Source organism: Bdellovibrionales bacterium (assembly GCA_016716765.1).
Classification (GTDB): Bacteria; Bdellovibrionota; Bdellovibrionia; order Bdellovibrionales; family UBA1609; genus JADJVA01.
In genome coordinates this window covers 756,879-774,797 of sequence record JADJVA010000020.1, presented here as the reverse complement: position 1 = coordinate 774,797, position 17,919 = coordinate 756,879, and the positions used below count along the sequence as shown (strand labels likewise).

The 17,919-nt window shown below is 45.0% G+C and carries 18 protein-coding genes; 11 read left to right on the top strand and 7 right to left on the bottom strand.

Features of this window, described 5'->3' with window-relative positions; genetic code table 11:
• Positions 1 to 268: 268 nt before the first annotated feature.
• The 6 genes from IPL83_12300 to IPL83_12275 all read left to right on the top strand — a co-directional run bounded on the left by IPL83_12300 (position 269) and on the right by IPL83_12275 (position 5,282).
• Entirely contained in the window at positions 269 to 2,092 is a 1,824-nt protein-coding gene (locus IPL83_12300; GenBank protein ID MBK9039923.1) for a 30S ribosomal protein S1, read from the top strand.
• Between the two features lie 155 nt (positions 2,093 to 2,247).
• Complete coding sequence (locus IPL83_12295) at positions 2,248 to 3,174, top strand: S49 family peptidase (GenBank protein ID MBK9039922.1); 927 nt, start codon at positions 2,248 to 2,250, stop codon at positions 3,172 to 3,174.
• A gap of 14 nt (positions 3,175 to 3,188) precedes the next feature.
• Positions 3,189 to 3,812 carry an HIT domain-containing protein gene (locus tag IPL83_12290; protein MBK9039921.1) on the top strand — a complete coding sequence of 208 codons (624 nt, stop codon included), beginning with the start codon at positions 3,189 to 3,191 and terminating at the stop codon, positions 3,810 to 3,812.
• 4 nt (positions 3,813 to 3,816) lie between these two features.
• Positions 3,817 to 4,245, top strand: coding sequence for a methylmalonyl-CoA epimerase (gene mce / locus IPL83_12285; protein MBK9039920.1), 429 nt, complete (start codon positions 3,817 to 3,819; stop codon positions 4,243 to 4,245).
• 11 nt (positions 4,246 to 4,256) lie between these two features.
• A complete protein-coding gene (locus tag IPL83_12280) occupies positions 4,257 to 5,018 on the top strand; it encodes a rhomboid family intramembrane serine protease (protein ID MBK9039919.1) in 762 nt (253 codons plus the stop codon).
• 54 nt (positions 5,019 to 5,072) lie between these two features.
• Entirely contained in the window at positions 5,073 to 5,282 is a 210-nt protein-coding gene (locus IPL83_12275) for a hypothetical protein (GenBank protein MBK9039918.1), read from the top strand.
• Here IPL83_12275 and IPL83_12270 read toward each other — a convergent pair.
• A complete protein-coding gene (locus tag IPL83_12270; protein MBK9039917.1) occupies positions 5,279 to 6,343 on the bottom strand; it encodes a L,D-transpeptidase family protein in 1,065 nt (354 codons plus the stop codon). The genes IPL83_12275 and IPL83_12270 overlap by 4 nt on opposite strands.
• A gap of 198 nt (positions 6,344 to 6,541) precedes the next feature.
• On the opposite strand from IPL83_12270, the gene IPL83_12265 reads away from it, so the two are divergent.
• The 3 genes from IPL83_12265 (at position 6,542) to IPL83_12255 (ending at position 9,678) form a co-directional block, all read left to right on the top strand.
• Positions 6,542 to 7,042, top strand: coding sequence for a flagellar basal body-associated FliL family protein (locus IPL83_12265; GenBank protein ID MBK9039916.1), 501 nt, complete (start codon positions 6,542 to 6,544; stop codon positions 7,040 to 7,042).
• A gap of 164 nt (positions 7,043 to 7,206) precedes the next feature.
• Positions 7,207 to 8,259 carry an insulinase family protein gene (locus tag IPL83_12260; GenBank protein MBK9039915.1) on the top strand — a complete coding sequence of 351 codons (1,053 nt, stop codon included), beginning with the start codon at positions 7,207 to 7,209 and terminating at the stop codon, positions 8,257 to 8,259.
• Positions 8,260 to 8,262: 3 nt separating this feature from the next.
• Positions 8,263 to 9,678 (top strand): insulinase family protein, encoded by a 1,416-nt coding sequence (locus IPL83_12255; protein ID MBK9039914.1) that lies wholly within the window; start codon positions 8,263 to 8,265, stop codon positions 9,676 to 9,678.
• 29 nt (positions 9,679 to 9,707) lie between these two features.
• On the opposite strand, the gene IPL83_12250 is transcribed toward IPL83_12255, so the two are convergent.
• The 4 genes from IPL83_12250 to IPL83_12235 all read right to left on the bottom strand — a co-directional run bounded on the left by IPL83_12250 (position 9,708) and on the right by IPL83_12235 (position 13,699).
• On the bottom strand, positions 9,708 to 10,058 hold the full coding sequence (locus IPL83_12250; GenBank protein MBK9039913.1) for a hypothetical protein: 351 nt from the start codon (positions 10,056 to 10,058) through the stop codon (positions 9,708 to 9,710).
• 123 nt (positions 10,059 to 10,181) lie between these two features.
• Positions 10,182 to 10,904, bottom strand: coding sequence for a hypothetical protein (locus tag IPL83_12245; GenBank protein ID MBK9039912.1), 723 nt, complete (start codon positions 10,902 to 10,904; stop codon positions 10,182 to 10,184).
• Positions 10,905 to 10,906: 2 nt separating this feature from the next.
• Positions 10,907 to 11,644, bottom strand: a complete 738-nt coding sequence (locus IPL83_12240) for a hypothetical protein (protein ID MBK9039911.1) — start codon at positions 11,642 to 11,644, stop codon at positions 10,907 to 10,909.
• 255 nt (positions 11,645 to 11,899) lie between these two features.
• Positions 11,900 to 13,699, bottom strand: coding sequence for a S8 family serine peptidase (locus tag IPL83_12235; GenBank protein MBK9039910.1), 1,800 nt, complete (start codon positions 13,697 to 13,699; stop codon positions 11,900 to 11,902).
• A gap of 397 nt (positions 13,700 to 14,096) precedes the next feature.
• Between IPL83_12235 and IPL83_12230 the strand changes: the two genes are divergently transcribed.
• Positions 14,097 to 14,996 (top strand): LysR family transcriptional regulator, encoded by a 900-nt coding sequence (locus IPL83_12230; GenBank protein ID MBK9039909.1) that lies wholly within the window; start codon positions 14,097 to 14,099, stop codon positions 14,994 to 14,996.
• 122 nt (positions 14,997 to 15,118) lie between these two features.
• On the opposite strand, the gene IPL83_12225 is transcribed toward IPL83_12230, so the two are convergent.
• Positions 15,119 to 15,301 carry a hypothetical protein gene (locus tag IPL83_12225; GenBank protein MBK9039908.1) on the bottom strand — a complete coding sequence of 61 codons (183 nt, stop codon included), beginning with the start codon at positions 15,299 to 15,301 and terminating at the stop codon, positions 15,119 to 15,121.
• Positions 15,302 to 15,798: 497 nt separating this feature from the next.
• On the opposite strand from IPL83_12225, the gene IPL83_12220 reads away from it, so the two are divergent.
• Positions 15,799 to 16,641, top strand: coding sequence for a hypothetical protein (locus IPL83_12220; protein MBK9039907.1), 843 nt, complete (start codon positions 15,799 to 15,801; stop codon positions 16,639 to 16,641).
• A gap of 379 nt (positions 16,642 to 17,020) precedes the next feature.
• Here IPL83_12220 and IPL83_12215 read toward each other — a convergent pair whose 3' ends face one another.
• Positions 17,021 to 17,869, bottom strand: coding sequence for a kinase/pyrophosphorylase (locus tag IPL83_12215; protein MBK9039906.1), 849 nt, complete (start codon positions 17,867 to 17,869; stop codon positions 17,021 to 17,023).
• Positions 17,870 to 17,919 lie beyond the last annotated feature (50 nt).

The window sequence follows — 17,919 nt, the reverse complement described above, 5'->3', positions numbered from 1 at the left end:
ACAATGATCAATCTGGCTAAATCGGGCGAGCTCTGGTCGATTCATTTTAAAGCTGTGAAGACCAGCAAACACAATGGAGATGGTGGTTGGGGGTAGACATGGTGGCTGTTGCGGTGTCAGACTCTCACGGGCAAAGTGTAAAAATCCCTTTGACATTGATTAGATAGATCTTATAACGAGAGGCTTATCTCAAATAGCTACGGCCTTGAGAAATTTTAGAAGGGTAAGGACGAAAAGATCCTTTTCCCGCAGGAGGTAATTTTTGGAAATGGTAGCAAATAAAAAAGCCAACAAATCAAAGGCGCAAATATTGCGAGACAATGTTTTGGCGGCACTTGATGCTGGGGATTCTGAGGTTCCAGCAAATCCCAGTGCGTTCGAATCAGCAATGAGGAACGTAGAAAATTTCGAGGAGCTTTTTGAGAAGTCTCTCGGCGAGCGGGATTTTAAGGTTGGTGACGTTGTTCACGGTCGAGTGGTTGAAGTACAGGAAGACTATGTATTGGTCGATATCAACTACAAGAGCGAAGGAATGATTCCGATTTCTGAATTTCGGATGGTTGAAGGCGAGCGCAATGTGAAGCCTGGTGAAGAGGTCGAAGTTTTTATTGACCGAATTGAAAATGAAAATGGGATGGTCGTTTTGTCAAAGGACAAAGCGGACATGCTCAGGGCTTGGAATGATATTTCGCGAGCTGCCGAAAATGAAGAGGTCATTGAAGGAACCGTTATCGCCAAAGTCAAGGGTGGTCTGAGCGTTGACATTGGAGTGAAGGCCTTCTTGCCGGGAAGCCAAATTGATTTGCGTCCTGTTCGCAACATGGATGTGTACATCGGCAAAACTTATAAATTTAAAGTCATTAAGTTCAATAAGCGTCGGGGCAATATCGTGCTGTCTCGTCGAGCACTTCTTGAAGAGGAAAGAGAAAGTCTACGTACTCAGACTCTCGATGCCATGAAAGAAGGATCGGTCGTCCGAGGTATGGTGAAGAACATCACTGACTACGGTGCATTCATTGATCTTGGTGGAATGGATGGTCTCCTGCACATTACTGACATGAGCTGGGGACGAGTTAAGCATCCATCCGAGCTGTTGAACGTTGGTGATGAAATTGAAGTGATTGTGCTCAAGTTTGATAATGAAAAAGAACGAGTGAGCTTGGGTATGAAACAACTGAAGGCCGATCCTTGGGAAGAAGTTGCAAAGCGATTCCCAGTCGCTCAGAAGCTTTCCGGAAAAGTTGTGAGCTTGGCTGATTATGGTGCGTTTATAGAGCTTGAAGAAGGAATCGAAGGCCTAATTCATGTGAGTGAGATGAGCTGGACCAAGAGAGTAAAGCACCCCTCACAGTTGGTAAAGGTCGGAGATGAGGTCAATGTTCAGGTTCTCGAGGTAGATCGCGAGAATCGGCGCATCAGCCTGGGTATGAAACAATTAGAGGTGAATCCTTGGGTTGAGCTAAAAGAGAGCTACGGACCAGGCACAATCATTGAGGGTGAAGTTAAATCTGTTACTGATTTTGGGGTCTTTGTCGGAATTGAGGAAGGTATTGACGGTTTGGTTCATATCTCTGATTTCTCATGGACACGACGCATCAATCATCCTTCTGAGGTTTATAAAAAGGGTGATAAGGTTCGCGCGGTGGTCTTGGGCGTCGATATCGAGAATGAGCGTTTTAGCCTGGGTATCAAGCAGCTCGAAGCTGATCCTTGGTCAAATATTGAAGGCAAGTACCCAATTGGTTCTCAACGCGATGTAAAAGTTGTGAAATTGGCTGATTTTGGCGTGTTTGTAGAGCTAGAGTCAGACATCGAGGGCTTGATCCATATCAGTGAATTGAGCACCAAGCGTGTTGAAAAGCCAGATGAAGTTGTCAACGTGGGCGATCTCATCAAGGCTGAAATCATTTCGATTGATAAAGATGCTAGAAAGATTGGACTCTCGGCCAAGTTGGTCAAGCTTCGAGAGCAGAAAGCTGACGTCGAAGACTATGTTAAAAAGGCGACAGCAACTTCAAAAACGAGCTTCGGTGATCTTTTTGGGGATACCCTCAAGAAGGCGACCGACAAACAGGGTGAATCTGCTGAGTAGCCTTTGGTTTGAGACAGGCCTTTCATTGGGTCTCTGAGTCTCTGCTGAAGTGCAAAAATAAGAAGAGAGCTACCAACTTGTTTGGTGGCTCTTTTTTTTAGTTTTTGCCAGGGACGAGATTGTGAGTAGAATGACCTCTCATGGAGGGGTTGGGGATGAGGCATATTTATCAGAGCATCTTGACGATTATTTCCTTTGTTTTTCTTGGCGTGTTTATAGTCTCTTCTGTTTATATTTTTTCGATTTGGAATCCTTTGGCTCCCGAAGTGAAGGAGCCATCCCTTCTTTCAATGAGACTGGAAGGGGTGATTTTTGATACAGGAGACTTTATCCGAACTTTGCGTATCTATCGTGAGGATCCAAATATCAAAGGCATGATCATTCATGTTAATTCTCCCGGAGGTTCGGTTGGATCGAGCCAGGAGCTCTATACAGAGATTAAGCGCGTGAGGGAGGAGTTTCGAAAGCCAGTGGTTGTGTCAGGCGGGAGCGTGGTCGCCGGTGGAGCTTACTATGCGGCTTCTGGAGCCGACCGTATTCTTGCTAATCCAGGGACTTTGATGGGTTCGATGAGTGCGGTCATGGAGTTTTCTCAACCCAACCAATCACAGGATGGACGGGCCCACGAGCAAATTGCTGTGAAGACAGGAGAGCCGGAAGAGCCAATAGCAGGTGCATACCAAATAAAACTGCAAGAGAGGGAGTTCTTTCGGGGGATTCTAACCGAAGTTCATGATCAATTTAAGCAGGCCATTCAAAAAAGTCGCTCACTTTCTCCGGACCTCATCAATAAGTATGCGGACGGTCGAGTTTTTACGGGAGCTACAGCTGTGCGTCTTGGCTTTGCTGATCAGGTTGGCTCCTTTGAAGATGCTATCCGGGTTGCAGGAACTCTAGCTGGTCTCGGGGTCAATCCAAAGTTGTTTCGGCCGAGATCTTTGTCTTCTCCTTCTTCTGGATTTTGGCAAGATCGGTTTCGGGTGAGTTCCTCAGCAGAAATTAAAACTGAAAGCGCACAATTCAAAGACTTGCGTGCTCAGCTCCTGGGCCGCCCTCTGTATCTCATGCCAGGATCTTTGTAGACTTGAGGAGTGCAATGGAAAAGAGAAGAAAAACAAAGGCAAGTAAGAAGTCCGCAAAGCAAAGAAAATCCAGCAGAAAAGATACCAAAAAGAGGCGAGTCGCTCAAGGAAGGGCGGGTATAGACGAGCTCGCCTCAGACATTTGGCCAACTGAACGAGATATCATGGCAAGACCGGATCGCTATAAATACGTGCGAAAGCTCATTTCTCACGATACCTGCGTTTTTTGTACGGCAAAGCTCAAAGGCCCAGCCATCGAAAGTTTGGTGGTTTACCGAAGTGAGTTGGCCATGGTAGTACTTAACAAGTTCCCTTACAATACAGGGCATTTGCTGGTGCTTCCAACTCGTCATTGCGGGAATTTAACTGATTTGTCTGAAATGGAGTACTTGGAGTTGATGAGTCTTGTGCGCCGAACATTTAATATTTTGCAAAAAGCCTACAGTTGTGCTGGATTTAACATTGGACTCAACCATGGGGCTGTTGCGGGAGCTGGAATTCCTGATCACCTTCATTGGCATATTATTCCGCGGTGGCACGGGGACACCAATTTTTTTCCATTGATCGCGGAAACCAAAGTTGTATCTGAAACTTTGGAGCAAACTTATAACCGGATTTGTCCGTTTTTTGGGGAATAGACCTATGAATCATCTCGGTTCGTATGAACTAGATCATATTGGCATTGCTGTCTCAAGTTTGGCCGAAGGAGCCAAGCTATATGAAGCTCTTGGATTTGAGAAGCTTACTGTTGAGGATGTGCCGAGTGAGGGAGTTCGGGTTGGCACTTATGACCTGGCGAATGAATCAAGAATTGAGCTCCTAGAGCCTCTTGGTGCTCAGAGTCCCATAGCTAAATTTTTGGCAAAGAGAGGGCCAGGTATTCATCACATATGCCTGAGAGTGGAGAATTTGAGTGAGCTTCTCAAGCATCTCAAGACCGCTGGGATTCGGTTGATCTATGAGAATCCCCAGCCTGGCGCCCACCAAGGCTTGATTTCTTTTATTCACCCCTCTTCGGCCGGCGGAGTCTTAATTGAGCTCAGGCAAGGAAACACCGAGGGCTTGCCATGAATCGTTATCAGATGCAGAACTTGGGAATACCTCTGACCCCAACTGTAAAAAAGCTGATCATTGTCAATGTTGTCATTTGGTTTATTGGGGTTTTGATCATTCAAAGATTTTTTCTGAGCGAACCCTATCTTTTTAATTGGTTTGGACTCGTTCCTGAGCGGATTATCACTGATTTTTGGGTTTGGCAGCCCTTTACCTATATGTTCCTGCACTCCAATTCAATCCTTCATGTTCTGTTCAATATGCTTATTTTATGGTGGGTCGGAGCAGATTTGGAACCACGCTGGGGACCACGTTTTTTTCTGACCTATTATTTTGTCTGTGGTGTGGGGGCCGGCTTTTTTTATCTCCTCGGTGTGATCCTCTATTCTTTGTTTGGAGGGCATTCGAGTGTGATGGGTGTGCCAGTTATTGGGGCTTCCGGGGCCGTTTTTGGTTTGATGTTGGCTTTTGGAATGCTCTTTGGAGAAAGAATTGTCTATTTCATGATGATTTTTCCAATGAAGGCCAAATATTTTGTCGCGCTTCTTGGAGGCATTGAGCTTGTCACCCTTTTAAGCTCGGGCCAAGAAAACAATGTTGCTAATCTTGCGCATCTTGGCGGACTAGCAGCGGGCTATCTTTTTCTCAAATTTCGTGGCCGTTTTTCTGGCTTTAAAGGCGGAGGAAGGCCTCAGAAAAAGGGTGGTCCCCAGCTTCGATTGGTGGTAGACAATGATCGCGGTACGAAGCAGGACGGGGCTCCTGGTGGCCCTCCTCGGTATTGGAATTGATGACGTTATGAACATTGACTCTTGACTTCACGACCTTATTTGGAGGTATTTTTGATGGGCAATTTGAAAAAATCACTAAATAAGCTGAAATTTGATCAACGAATGGTAAATTGGAATTATGCGGAAGGACTTCTCACAAAAGAAGAATACAGCAAGCATCTGGAGTCACTTCCTGACATGGCACACAAGGCAGTAGAGTTGACTCTGGAAGAAGAAGCAAACGGGGCAGATGGAGATTCTCACTTCAACAACAATCACAATTAAAGACTGTCGCTGGAGCCTTTGGTTTCGCTAGCTGAGATTTTCTTTTTCAAAGTCTCGGACCACTCTTCGCCAACAATTTTAAGTTGGCCTTGGTCGTCCTTTTTTAGATAAAGGGTCTTCTCTCCGCAATCAGACTTCACGTCTGATTGGTAGGACTGAAGAAACTTGATGATCGCCTCATTTTCGTGCACAACGATCATGGGGTCTCTCGTCTGCACTTGAATAGATTGGTACCTCGAGTTGAGGTTTTCTTTGAATCGCTTCCACCCGGAGCGGTTCATTCCGAGGGATTTGAACTGATCTCCGTAGTAAGAGATGTAGGTATTGATGTCTTTTGTTTCCCAACTTTTTCGCCAATTCTCAAGCCATGAGTTCAGCTGAGCCATTGTGGTTCTCTGGACTTGAGGCTCTACGTATTCAATTTTTTCCTGAATCACAATTGGGGTGTGCTTAAGTGAAATGAATTCGCCGACTTTTTGAATAACCTCGTCTCTGACAACAATGCAGCCTCGAGATCCTCGCAAAAGTGATTTGGTTTGAGGGATAGCATGAAGCCAGATCCCACTTCCTGTTTTGCTTGCCATGACATCAAAGAAGTTTGGATAGTCCATGGTAAAGGCTCGCGAACCATATTCACCAAAATCAATCTGTTTGCCCTCATAGCGATTTTGGAAAAAATAAATTCCCTCGGGAGTTTTGAAATCCCCTAAACTCTGTTTGTTTCCAGACTGACGTCCTAAATCGGAAGGGTAGTAAGCAACCAAACTGATATCACCGTTTTGAAATCTCCAAACAGTGAGGGTCCTTGTGGACTTATCCACAAGGAAGGCATAGGGAGAAAAAGAGTCAGAATCACTCAGCTGGACAAGAGTTGCGGGATACCTGCCCTCTGGAGGCGGTATCGCCTTTGGGTCAGGCTTGTCTAGGCCAGCGTCCTTTAATTCTTTTAACTTTTCTTGGGGAGGCACTAAGTTGGTTTCGCTTTCCACGCGAGCATGACTAGGAGAACTCCAGCTAAGGAACCCCGAAAAAGTCAATAGTATCGAAATGAAGCAAACCATTTGTTATTCAACCTGAAAAACACAGACCATATCATTCTATTAAATGGTTTCACAGGTTGAAAGTCAACGAAGAGGCAATGGGTCGAGAGCTAAGATTTCGATGGCGTCACTGATTTTGAGTCATTTCTCAAGACGAGACAAATATTCTGCCGTTAAGACCTGAGTCGGGGCACCGATAAGGATAGTCAGAGGTGCTAAATGGCAGAGACACAAGAGCAGGAAAAGCCGAAACGCGATTTTGGTAAGATCATCACACTGGTATTTTTGATAATGAATTTTTCTGTGGTCGGTACGGGGGCATTTTTGGTTTTTTCTTCAACCATCGGTCATAAAGCGAAGGTGACCTCGGAGGAAGAGTTAAACAGGGAGTTAGTTGAGTTCCGCAAGTCTCTTCAGCAAAAACCGGTGATGTATGCTTTGGACACCTTCAACACGAATTTGGATGGGGTTCCACGAAGACTTATCAGGCTGGAAATGAGCTTAGAAATGTTGGATGAGGAAGGATTTGAAGAGGTCATTTCGCTCGGAGCAGAGGGGCGGGACGCCATTGTTCGAATTTTGAATTCGACGGTGTATTCTGAGGTTGAAACGGTACAGGGTAAATTGCAGCTAAAGAATCGTATTATCGCCGAGATGAACGGATTTCTCGACAAAGGTGTCGTTCGAAATGTTTATTTTTCGGATTTTGTCGTGCAGTAATTTTTTTGAAGGCCTTTTAATCTGTCCTTCGTTGATTTCTGGTCCGCATTGACAGGTTCCATATCCACGTAGAGAATATATGAGGATTCAGTTAGCGGTGATTTTAATCACCGGGGAGGTCCTCGTGTTGCGTGCACTTTGCTTTTTATTTTTTCTGACACTCAGTGCAGAACGGAGGCACTAACAACGCCTTTACCACTCGCGACTACACCGGGTATTATGAGAACATGCCAAGCGGAAAATTGGAACTCATCTTGGATATTGAATCTGACCGACTTCGAAATCTCGTATTTGATGAAAAAGAAATCATGAAGGAGCGCGAAGTGGTCAAGGAGGAAAGACGATACCGCGTTGAGAATTCTGTGTTTGGATATTTGAATGAAACCGTTTTTGAAACGGTATTTAAGACGCACCCTTATCGTTGGCCCGTTATTGGGTACATGAAGGATTTAGATGCCACATCTATCGATGATTTGAAGGAGTTTTATCGAATTTTTTATGCGCCCAACAATGCGGTTTTAATTATTACGGGGGACTTCAGTATCAAGTCTGCAAAAGGGCTCATCGCGAAATACTATGATGCTATTCCAGCTCAGCCTTTACCCGAAAAAATAAAAAATCTTGAGCCAGAGCAAAAGGGTGAACGAACTGCGCGATTAGCTAAGGATGTGCAGAGTCCCACGATTGCCATTGCCTTTCAGGGGCAATCCGCTGGGGCTGAGGATTCCTACGCTCTTGATTTATTGGCTAATATTTTGGGTAACGGCTCTTCGAGTCGGCTTCATAAGGCTCTCGTTTATCGACAGCAAATAGCGGATCAAGTCGCCGTTTGGTCGGATACCTCAGGTCAAGCTGGTCTTGTTCAGATTGTTTCATCGGTGAAACCTGGATTGGACGCCGACAAGGTAGCGAATTCTATATATTCGGAACTATGGAAGGTACGCAATGAACTTGTTTCTGTGAAAGAGTTGGAGAAGGCCAAAACACAAATTATGAAGGACTATGTTGATTCTCTCAAAACTGTCGGGGGGAAGGCCAGGATTTTAGCTCTTAACGAGATTTTTTTTGAGGACTACACTCAATTGTTTAAGGACTTGGACAAATACAGCGCTGTGACAGTGAATCAGATCAAAGCAGTTGCTGAAAAATATCTCAAGCCAGAGCAGCGTTCAGTGATTCGTGTTAACCCTAAAGGGCTAGAGGCAAAGGGAGTTTGATCGATGAAAATAATTGTCGGAATTGTATTGATTTGCATTTTTGAGCCCCTTCTGTTTGGTTGCGCCTTAACGGGTAAAATGGGGAGTGGCGGAGGTAAAACTGGCCAATTTGAACTTCGCCCGTACAGGGAGGTCACTCTCTCAAACGGTTTAAAGGTCCTCTTGGTCGAAGATAAGACTCTGCCCTATTTCAGCATGAAACTTCTGGTGCGTGCGGGAGCAAGTGCTGACCCAATAGCGAATTCTGGAGTCGCTTCAATCGTTGGGGAATTACTCAATAAGGGCTCGGCGAAACGTGATGCCATGCAGTTGGCCGATGCGATGGGGGATATTGCTTCCTCACTTGATGTTGAAGTCGGTCAGGATTTTACATTGATTGGGGCGAGTACTTTGGCTCCCTATCGTCAGGCCTTGATGCAGAATTTTTCCGAAATGGTGACGGAGCCTTCATTTGCAGGGGCGGAAGTTCGCCGAGTTCAAAAGCAGGTTCTTTCGGCTCTCCAAAAAACAGTTGATGATCCATCGGATTTTGCAGAAGTGATGTTTGATTCATTTCTCTATGGGACTCATCCCTATGCGCGGCGAGTGTTGGGAAGAAAGCATGACGTTCAGAGAGTGCGTCGGAAGAATATAATTAAATATTACCTTGCTTATTATCGACCCAACAATGCCCAGCTTGCCGTTGTTGGCCATTTGGGTCCTGATATTATCGGCGAGCTAGAAGGTGCTTTCAAAGCCTGGACCTCTCGAGATCAAAAAATTGCAAGTTTTCCAGAGGTTCCACCAGTAAAGGGAGTTCAAATACAGTTGATTGATAAGGGAGATTTAGCTCAAACACAGATTCGCATAGGTCATCCCGGAATCAAACGCACGGATCCTGATTTTTTGAAATTACGTGTGGCAAATATGATTTTAGGGGGAGCTTTCCGTAGCAGATTGGTCGATGAAATCCGAGATCGTCGCGGTCTCACTTATTCCATCAGTTCTGAATTCGACGCCCGATTAGATAAGGGACCTTTCACCATTTCAACTTTCACGCGCAATGACAAAGTTGGAGAAACAGTCGGAGAGACCTTGAAGGTCGTTCAGGAGTTTCGCGATAGAGGGGTGAGCGAAAAGGAAGTTGAGGAAGCCCAGGCTCTTCTTCGGGGAATGTTTCCGAGGGCCCTTGAAACTGCCGAAAAAACTGCTCAATCTCTTTTGGCTCTTCGATTTTATGGGGTTCCTGATTCGTATCTAACGAATTATCTGAGCGACATCGGCAAGATAAGCACGGAAGAGGTGAATGAGGTTGTTAAGAAACACCTCAGGCCCGATGGTCTTAAGGTTTTAGTGTATGGTTCGAAAAGTAAGATTCTAGATCAACTCCGTCCAATCGGAGTGGTTCAGGTGATGAGCTACAAAGAGTTTATCAACTGATCGAATTTGGTAAAACGGGCCAGCTCGCTCTAATTTAAGATGTGCTCTGCGGGGCTTGAGGTTCGAGAAACAACAGGCAGCTCAGGGCCTTCCTTAAAAGCGAAAGAATAGTTCGGCTTTTCCGTCGTCTCTGAGTCAACATCCTTCATTCGTAGTGTCATAAGGATATCGATCTTTTGTTCGAGGAGCTTTTGAGACTCGCGAATCGCAATTATTTCCTGGCGTAACCCGGAGGTCTTGGCCAACCAGGACGTGAATTCTCGCAAACTAAAAACAAAGGCCAAAACAGTAACCGCAAAAAAGAACAATAACAAATTGGGTGTAACATCATTCAAACGGATAAAGTCGTTTAGCTTTGATATCCAGTCAAAGAGAACCATGAATGCTCCTTTCAAGAGCTGCTGAGCTACACTTCGAAGATCGTGTTTTGATTCTCATTATATGGGATTCTCTTCCTCACCTCAAGTAACCTGTGATTCAGTCAGGCTTTTAGTTGAATTGCTTTAGCTTTTAACCGCATAAACAACTAAGCCGAGAACGGCCAAAGCGGCAATTCCCATGAGGGCATAATTGGGGGGCGAAGAGGCTCTTTCTGCTTGAACTGATGCTTGTTTTCTGGCTGCCTTGGCTGGCGGAGGGAGGGAGGCCGGCTGCTTTTGCGGGGGATTTTGCAGATTTTGCTTCTGGCCAAGTCTGTAAGGGTCAGAAAAAATAATGGGATTGTTTGTCAATTGGAGAGTCTGGACAGCCATTTTAAAATCTTGTTCAAAGAATTTCCAATGATTTTGAGCAGCTGAAAGAGTAACTAGGACGGAAAGTTTTCCCTTTACCGTGGCCAGGTACCGAGTTGAGTAGCCCTCGATTTCGCTATTCAAGTGAAGCCCCTCTGTCCACTTTTGCTTATGGATGTCCAAAATCTTAACATATTGAACTTTCGAAATGCTTGGTGTTGCTCCTTTTGCCTGAAGAGGTTTGGGCATTCCCAAATATTTTTGAAACGAGCTAAAATTATCCTCAGGTCCAGCCTCCTTGGCCGAAACGATGATAAGGGCATCTTGAACAGGTTGGTTCTGCTGAAGACGGCATACATAGGCAAGGGGATCCTGAAAATTGCAATCCCATCGATTTGAAATTTGAAAATTTAGAAAGGGGGTTGATATCTGCTTGGCCTGAATGGCGAACGAAAGAGAGCATGGAAGAAGTAGGATGATGAGTTTCAATTTCATTGCTACTTTCTCCTCTTTTTCTTACCCATAAATAGAAAATAGTAGGCGGTGGCAGCGAGCAGAATCAAAATGCCCAAGAGCGAAGACCCTACCTTGCCACTTCCTGAACCCTCCGGTGGTACCTCTGCCCCAAAGTCCGACGGCAAGACTTGGCCTATCGGAGTTCCAAGTGTTTCTCTGGAGCTACGGACAGCAGTTAATGGCTTATCGGTCAGCATGGATTTCGTTGCAACCACCTGAAGACTCTGGATGGCCTTTAGGAAATCCTGGCTGTATTTTGTGTAGTGGGTTTTGTGGGCAGTAAATGTGACCAATATGGCAATGTTTTCCTTTACTGTTCCAAGATATCGAGTGTAGTAGGAGGGCACTTCACTTCCCATGTGCATTCCATCGACCCACATGTGGTTGTTGATGACGCGATTTTTAACTCCGACAAGTTGTGATGCAATTGGCTTGCCCAGGACACTGGGAATCGTTTTGGAGACATTTAAATATGACAAATAAGTCTGAAGTGTGTCAGAGGGACCGACTTCCTTGGCAGTAAGGACGATCATTGCTTCTCGAGTTTTCTCGTAGAAGTCGCTTGTGCAAATCCACTCGGTGGCCTCGAGAGAACACTTCCACTTGGGAGGCAGCTCATAACTGACGTAAGCATTCCGGAACAGCTTGGCCTGTGCAACGCTCGATAGAAATACCGTCATAAAAACGAGGGCAAGCAAAGTCAAAGGGGTTCTATTCACGAAGAGTCTCCTCATGGTAGGCATGATTAATTATAGGGAAGAACTCGCAACACGGCGAGTAAATAAGAGAGGGAGTCGTTTCAATTCAAGACAGAAGGCCAGAAAAATAGCTTCGTTTCAAAATGATACGCACTCAAGCCCAAGACTGGTGATTTATTCTGGCTGGCGTTTGGACCGCTGCAGAGAATCCTTCAATGGCTTTCTCAAGACGTGCCGCAATTGCGGCACGTCATCTATTCGAAGGATAGCTGGTGCTTACTTGGCCTGGGTCACCTTTCCGGGCAGAGACCATTTGCTTGCCTGAACAGCTTCAAATGCATCCATGTATCTGCCGGAGCGGATCAGCTTAGCTAAGTCTGAAGATTGTTGCCCTGTTGTGAGCAAGATCTCCTTTACTTGAGCTGAATTCAAATAAGGATTTAAACTCAACATGAGGGCAATCACTCCCGACACATTTGGAGCCGCCATCGAGGTCCCGACCATTCCCATGAACAGAATGCCAAGAGGATTGTCGAGATAGCAGGATGTAAGGAGATTTTCGGGAGAGTTTCCTCCTGGTGCTGCAACGTCGACTGAGTTGATGCCATAATTGGAGTAGGGGGCAAGGACATGAGCTGGGTTTGAGTCCTTGGCGGCAACAGCAATGATATTATCATGAGGAAGCGCAGATGGATAGTTTGCCATCTGATCTGTATCAACTCCAGTTCCTAAAAGTGGATGTCCATTTCCAGCGGCAGCCACAACCACAACATCTTTGGCTTTTGCGTAGTCCATGGCACCAACCAAGAGTGCATCCGGTGATCCATAGGTCCCAAGGGACATGTTAAGGATTCGCGCACCGTTATCGACTGCATAGTAAATGGCGCCAACAAGACTCGCAACATCACCGCCCTGCGGACCAAGCGCCTTCAATGACATAATCTGAGCTCGTGGAGCTACTCCGAATAAGGAGGAGGCTGCCAGGCCGCTGACATGGCTTCCGTGGCCATGGTCGTCAAAGGGCCACTCGTCTCCGTTCACGAAATCATAGCCAACAAGATCATCAGTTTGGCCGTTGCTATCGTCGTCGATTCCGTTTCCAGGAATTTCCCTTTCGTTGGTCCAGATATTTTTTAGAAGTGCAGGATGATTGTAATTCACGCCGGTGTCGATCACAGCAATCACAATTCCCTCTCCTTGAGCGACAGACTCTGCTTGTGCTTCTTCAGCTCTCAAGTCCAAAAGATGAAGAAACTGTCCTCGATCGACTTTGCTGAGGAGGTCTTCTACAGGCAGACCCCGACCAACGTAGGCCTGATTTCCGGTGACGACCAATTCAAAATTGGTTACAGCACAAACATTGCGATCATCTTGAACAACCATGAGGAAGTTGTAAGCACCATAGGCATCAGGTTTATAGTTCAGTGAGTTGCCAAAAATGGCCTGTTGCCCGATCTTAGAACTCGCCGGAGTTGTCACCAGCCAGCCGGTACGGAGAGTTGAGATGTGAAGTGCATGAGGCGTACTTTTTTCTGCTGTGAGCGTGAAGGATCCTCCCAAGTTCATGACTTGATCTGAGAGCTCTTCTGAGGTCTCAATAACATTGATCCTTGCTGTTGGCTCTTCAAGACTTGCTTCACAAGGTCTTATTTTCTCCTGCGGAGCAATGTCCGTGTTCGATGTGTTGTTCAACAAATGAATTCTTTGTTTCAGGGAAAGAGCATTCGGGTCTGGTTCAAAAATGTGAAAGAAACTATTTCGACTCAGTTTTGATTTTGGCCATTTACTTTCAAGCGCTTCTTTCTCGACGGTAAAAATCTCGAAGATTCCGTGATTTTTATTGATGACCCTTGCGCGGGCTTGTGGTTGCTCGTTGAGGAGATCGACCACTTGGCTCTCATCAACTCCTTTGACGATTGTACCAACCTCATTTGCACTCCCTGGGGCCGAATGGCGAATCTGCTTGTGGTCCTGAAGGCGAGTCGCATTACAGGAAGCCAAAAGTAGACCCAGACCAATCGCTCCGGCGTGAAGAGTTGATAGATGAATCGGATGTATCTTTGTAGCCCCTTTCATAAATTCCCCCTTTTTTGTCCCTAGAGAATTACATCCCAGATGAAAGGCTCGGATCAATTCAAGAAAATTTGTAAAATGATATAAGAAAATTTTATAATAGAGAATTAATTATAGTAATTTCAATATGTTGGGATGAAAAAGTCGAAAGAAAATGGTTTAAATTTATAAAAAATACAATATATCGTGTAGATTGAGTAAAACATTAACATATTGATTTTATTGAGATATAATGCTGCATATATATTTCTATTACAATAAATATATAAAACTTACAATCCTATCTCCCAAGATTCATAAATATCGCTTATGCTTCACGCCTACATCTTGCAACTTGAAAGGCAAATTCGAAAATAAACCATATCGAAAGTGCTAAAATAGCTGATTTAAAGGAGTACCGATGAATTTGCAACAGCTCACGACTTTTTGTGCCGTATTGAGCGAGGGGAGTATGACTGCAGCTGCAGATAAACTATTTCTCACGCAGCCTGCTGTCAGTCAGCAGATTCGAAATCTTGAGGAAGAGCTGGGAGTTGAACTGTTGGTGAGAGGTGTTCGTCAGGTTAAATCAACTATTCAGGGACAAATGCTCTATGATTACGCAAAAAGAATTTTGTTTTTAACCCAACAAGCGGAAGTGTCCATCAGAACAATGTCGCAGGAGATTTCTGGTGATTTGCGAATTGGCACGCTCAATTCAATTGGACTTTATATGATTAGTCCTATCATTGGAATGTTTCTCAAACACAATTCGCGGTTAAAAATTAAACTTGTATATGGGACAGGTGACAAAATTATTAGTGAGATGAGAAGTAAGAATATTAACATTGCGATTCTTCCAGACTTAAAGAAGGAATATGGAATTGAGTTTGAGCATTTTGAAAAGAGATTTCTCTTTAAAGACGAAATGTGGCTGGTCGGCTCAGGTCGTGACACCTCTTTGCCATCAAATGTTGATTTGGGGCATCTTGGGTCCCGACCGCTTGTCTCTTTTGCCGAAAAGTATCCTTCGTTTAGGATGAGCATTGAAAAGAAATTTCATGAAGTTGGAGTTGATCCTGAAGTTGTTTTTGAGTCGGACAACGTCGGAACTCTCAAACGAGTGATTGAATCGGGGTTAGGTTGGGGTTTTCTCCCTGCTCACAGCATTCGCAAGCAAGTCAAAACGAATCGCCTCACGCAAATCGAAACCGAGGATTTCAAATATTCAGTTAACGTAAACATGTATTCACAAAAACTGAGTGAGATCGGCCCGATGGTTGACGTATTTTTTAGAGCTTTGCAGCACGGATTTGGATAGGGTTTCGTCTAGGTCTATAAGACTTGAACTGGCCCACTTGATTGTTGTTGCAAACTCCAAGGGCGCCGGCTGAAGCAATCTCGGGATTCCGGGATCTTCAAACATGCGTCCGGCAGCAGCGCTCACGTTGTGAGCACTGCACCAAGCCGAACTCGATCCTGAACCCCTGAGATTGCTTCAGCCAGCTCCCTATGTCTTTTAGACCCAACAGAATCACCGAAGGCTTGTGGCCCAGTCGCTGTATTAAAATCGAGATCCTTATTCTCGAAGCTTTGTATCCGTTCACCGGCTGCGAAATGTCGCATATTAGCTATGCCAAACTCACCTGCTATGCTCGACTGTAAGTGTATTTCCTTCTGAAGAGCCCATTGCTAGAAATTGGCGCGATGGGTTCTGTGGTGGGGTCGGTTCAGTAATGCACCGGCCTACCCGATCCCATGGTTTCCTCAATCATTTCGATGAACGGCCCCCTTCACGACATGCGACATATAGGCGGTCAAATGAACTTGAATTCCCAATTGCTTGTGATAGTCAACTTCGACAACCTGAGTAGAAATCAAAAGGACCTTGCATCATGAAGAATTTGAGATTGTTAGTCTTCTCGTCGGTATTTTGTTTCGCTTTTGCAACATCACAGGAGAGTTTCGCTAGCTCCGTAGAAAAGGAAACACCTGCTCGTTCCACAGCTCAAAGCTGTTTGAAAATTTTATCTCCCGACCTGACCGGCGTTTATGTAGCGCAGGTCAAGAATGGGGGTGGGGCCGATTTTTCCTTTCCCAGATCCATAGTGAAGTTGCAGCAATTGGGCATTGGAACTTACCGTATTAGGAGCTGGTTTCCTTACCGTTTGAAAGGAGAAACACGCATTTTTGAGGAAGGTGTCCGTATCTCAAAGCAAAAATTTTTGGGTGGGTTGGTCATGGGAGTCAGAAATGCAGAAGGTGGTATCGACGAACACATCGCTTCAATAGTTACTCAGCAGGAAGAGGGAAGACTTCAGTTTCTATATCCTTTGCTGCACTCTAATGATGAATTTCATGCTGATTATTCTGTGGGACCGAATGGCAGGTTTGAAGTCCAGCTTGATATCGATCCCGACCGTGATGTGGTGGAATATGTTCCACTAGGTCAATTCAAACAAAATGAATTGATGAGTTTATTGTCCAGATTAGCAACACTAGGTCCGAAACCATCGCAGGATGTTTTGTTTATGGTTATGGACACTGAGAATATTGCAGATGAAGCTTCTCTTGTCATTGCAAACAAGAAATATGAGGACTATCTAGAATGGAAGTCTATCTTTGAACAGAATCCAGATCTACAGGCTGGACTCGGCATTCCATTGTCATTATCCTTTCTTACTGATGACTTTTTTAAGTTACCCTTTGATATGGATGAGGGAATTCTTGTAAAACGATTTTCTTTGAAGCTCAAAGGGGACATCAATCCTTCCGAAATCGCCAGTTTTCTAGAAGCCTTGTTGAGTGATCAAAAAAATACCGAAAATGAAAATCCCTTTATTGTAATAAATGAGGTAGAAGAAAAAAATGCGACCATCGTAGTTACATTAGAAAAGTCTGCCATTATGAAACTCTTGGATAAGTACCATTCATCTATTGAATCAATCACTACTGTTGGAAAATGAGTATCTCGCCGATTTCGAAAAATTGGAAGTACCTTTCCAATCTGATTGTGGTGCCGCTAAATCGGGATTTCAATTCCAAATAAGAACTGCCAACTCCGAATCGCCATCCGAAGTTGCAATCCTTGGTTGGCCAGCAAGCCTTCGGTGATTCTGTTGTGTCCAAAAAACATAGGGAGCCGGCTGAAGCAATCTCAGGGGTTCAGGATCGAGTTCGGCTTGGTGCAGTGCTCACAACGTGAGCGCTGCTGCCGGACGCATGTTTGAAGATCCCGGAATCCCGAGATTGCGTCAGCCGGCTCCCTTGGAGTTTGGAACAACAATCAAGTGGGCCAGTTCATATAAGACTATTGCTGGTCGATCATGTGGTTTGAACTGATATCTAGAGCATTTGATCGTAGGGGAGATCCATCCGAGAGGCGACGATGCGAAGGATTTCTGCGGCTGTTTCTTCAAGAGCTCGATCGGTAACGTTAAACACAGGCCATTTGCGATTTTTCTTGAAGAGCGCTTGGGCGTACTCCATTTCTTGTTCAATATAACGTGTGCTAGCGTATTCTCCTCCAGGGTCCTGGCCAAACTTTTCCAGACGCTTGCGTCTGATTCGGAGCAAAGTGTCTCCGTCAATCATGAGTCCAACGACTTTGCGTTGGTCTATTTTAAATAATTCTTCTGGGAGGGGAGTATTTATCACAAGAGGGACGTTAGCTACTTTCCAACCTTTATGGCTAAGAAAAATTGATAAGGGTGTTTTACTCGTACGGCTGATTCCGATCAGAACAATGTCGGCCTGATCCAGATCACCAAGAATTTTTCCATCGTCATGTCGAACCGTGTATTCGATGGCTTCAATACGTTTAAAATATTTTTCATCCACGGTGCGGAGAACCCCTGCCTCATGAGCCTCCTGCCCTTGTACCATCCCAAAATACCCTTCCAGAATAGTCATGACTGGACCCAACAGGTCGATTTCTGGGATGCCTTTTTCGGCTGCGGCTTGTTTTATTTTTTGTCTCAAAGAGTTGCTAACAACCGTGTGGACAACCAATCCTTGGCGAGCAAAGACCTCGCTCATCACACTCTCTATTTGTTCTTCGGTTCTGAGATTCTTGTTGCGCACAATATTGATTTCTCTGTCGTGAAAATGCACAAGGGCAGCTCGAATCATGGTGGCAGCAGTTTCCCCAGTTCCATCAGAAATTATATAAATAGTTCCGTTTGGTCGAGTCATGAGTGATTTCCTACTCTCAGAGAATGATGTCTCAGTTGATCGAATCCGCT

What these genes read in the sequence shown, in the direction of transcription:
- mce (MBK9039920.1), top strand. Translation starts at nt 3,817, where the DNA reads ATGAATCATCTCGGTTCGTATGAACTAGATCATATTGGCATTGCTGTC.
- IPL83_12265 (MBK9039916.1), top strand. Translation starts at nt 6,542, where the DNA reads ATGGCAGAGACACAAGAGCAGGAAAAGCCGAAACGCGATTTTGGTAAG.
- IPL83_12295 (MBK9039922.1), top strand. Translation starts at nt 2,248, where the DNA reads ATGAGGCATATTTATCAGAGCATCTTGACGATTATTTCCTTTGTTTTT.
- IPL83_12250 (MBK9039913.1), bottom strand. Translation starts at nt 10,058, where the DNA reads ATGGTTCTCTTTGACTGGATATCAAAGCTAAACGACTTTATCCGTTTG.
- IPL83_12280 (MBK9039919.1), top strand. Translation starts at nt 4,257, where the DNA reads ATGCAGAACTTGGGAATACCTCTGACCCCAACTGTAAAAAAGCTGATC.
- IPL83_12235 (MBK9039910.1), bottom strand. Translation starts at nt 13,699, where the DNA reads ATGAAAGGGGCTACAAAGATACATCCGATTCATCTATCAACTCTTCAC.
- IPL83_12245 (MBK9039912.1), bottom strand. Translation starts at nt 10,904, where the DNA reads ATGAAATTGAAACTCATCATCCTACTTCTTCCATGCTCTCTTTCGTTC.
- IPL83_12300 (MBK9039923.1), top strand. Translation starts at nt 269, where the DNA reads ATGGTAGCAAATAAAAAAGCCAACAAATCAAAGGCGCAAATATTGCGA.
- IPL83_12290 (MBK9039921.1), top strand. Translation starts at nt 3,189, where the DNA reads ATGGAAAAGAGAAGAAAAACAAAGGCAAGTAAGAAGTCCGCAAAGCAA.
- IPL83_12215 (MBK9039906.1), bottom strand. Translation starts at nt 17,869, where the DNA reads ATGACTCGACCAAACGGAACTATTTATATAATTTCTGATGGAACTGGG.
- IPL83_12275 (MBK9039918.1), top strand. Translation starts at nt 5,073, where the DNA reads ATGGGCAATTTGAAAAAATCACTAAATAAGCTGAAATTTGATCAACGA.
- IPL83_12225 (MBK9039908.1), bottom strand. Translation starts at nt 15,301, where the DNA reads ATGCGACATTTCGCAGCCGGTGAACGGATACAAAGCTTCGAGAATAAG.
- IPL83_12270 (MBK9039917.1), bottom strand. Translation starts at nt 6,343, where the DNA reads ATGGTTTGCTTCATTTCGATACTATTGACTTTTTCGGGGTTCCTTAGC.
- IPL83_12255 (MBK9039914.1), top strand. Translation starts at nt 8,263, where the DNA reads ATGAAAATAATTGTCGGAATTGTATTGATTTGCATTTTTGAGCCCCTT.
- IPL83_12230 (MBK9039909.1), top strand. Translation starts at nt 14,097, where the DNA reads ATGAATTTGCAACAGCTCACGACTTTTTGTGCCGTATTGAGCGAGGGG.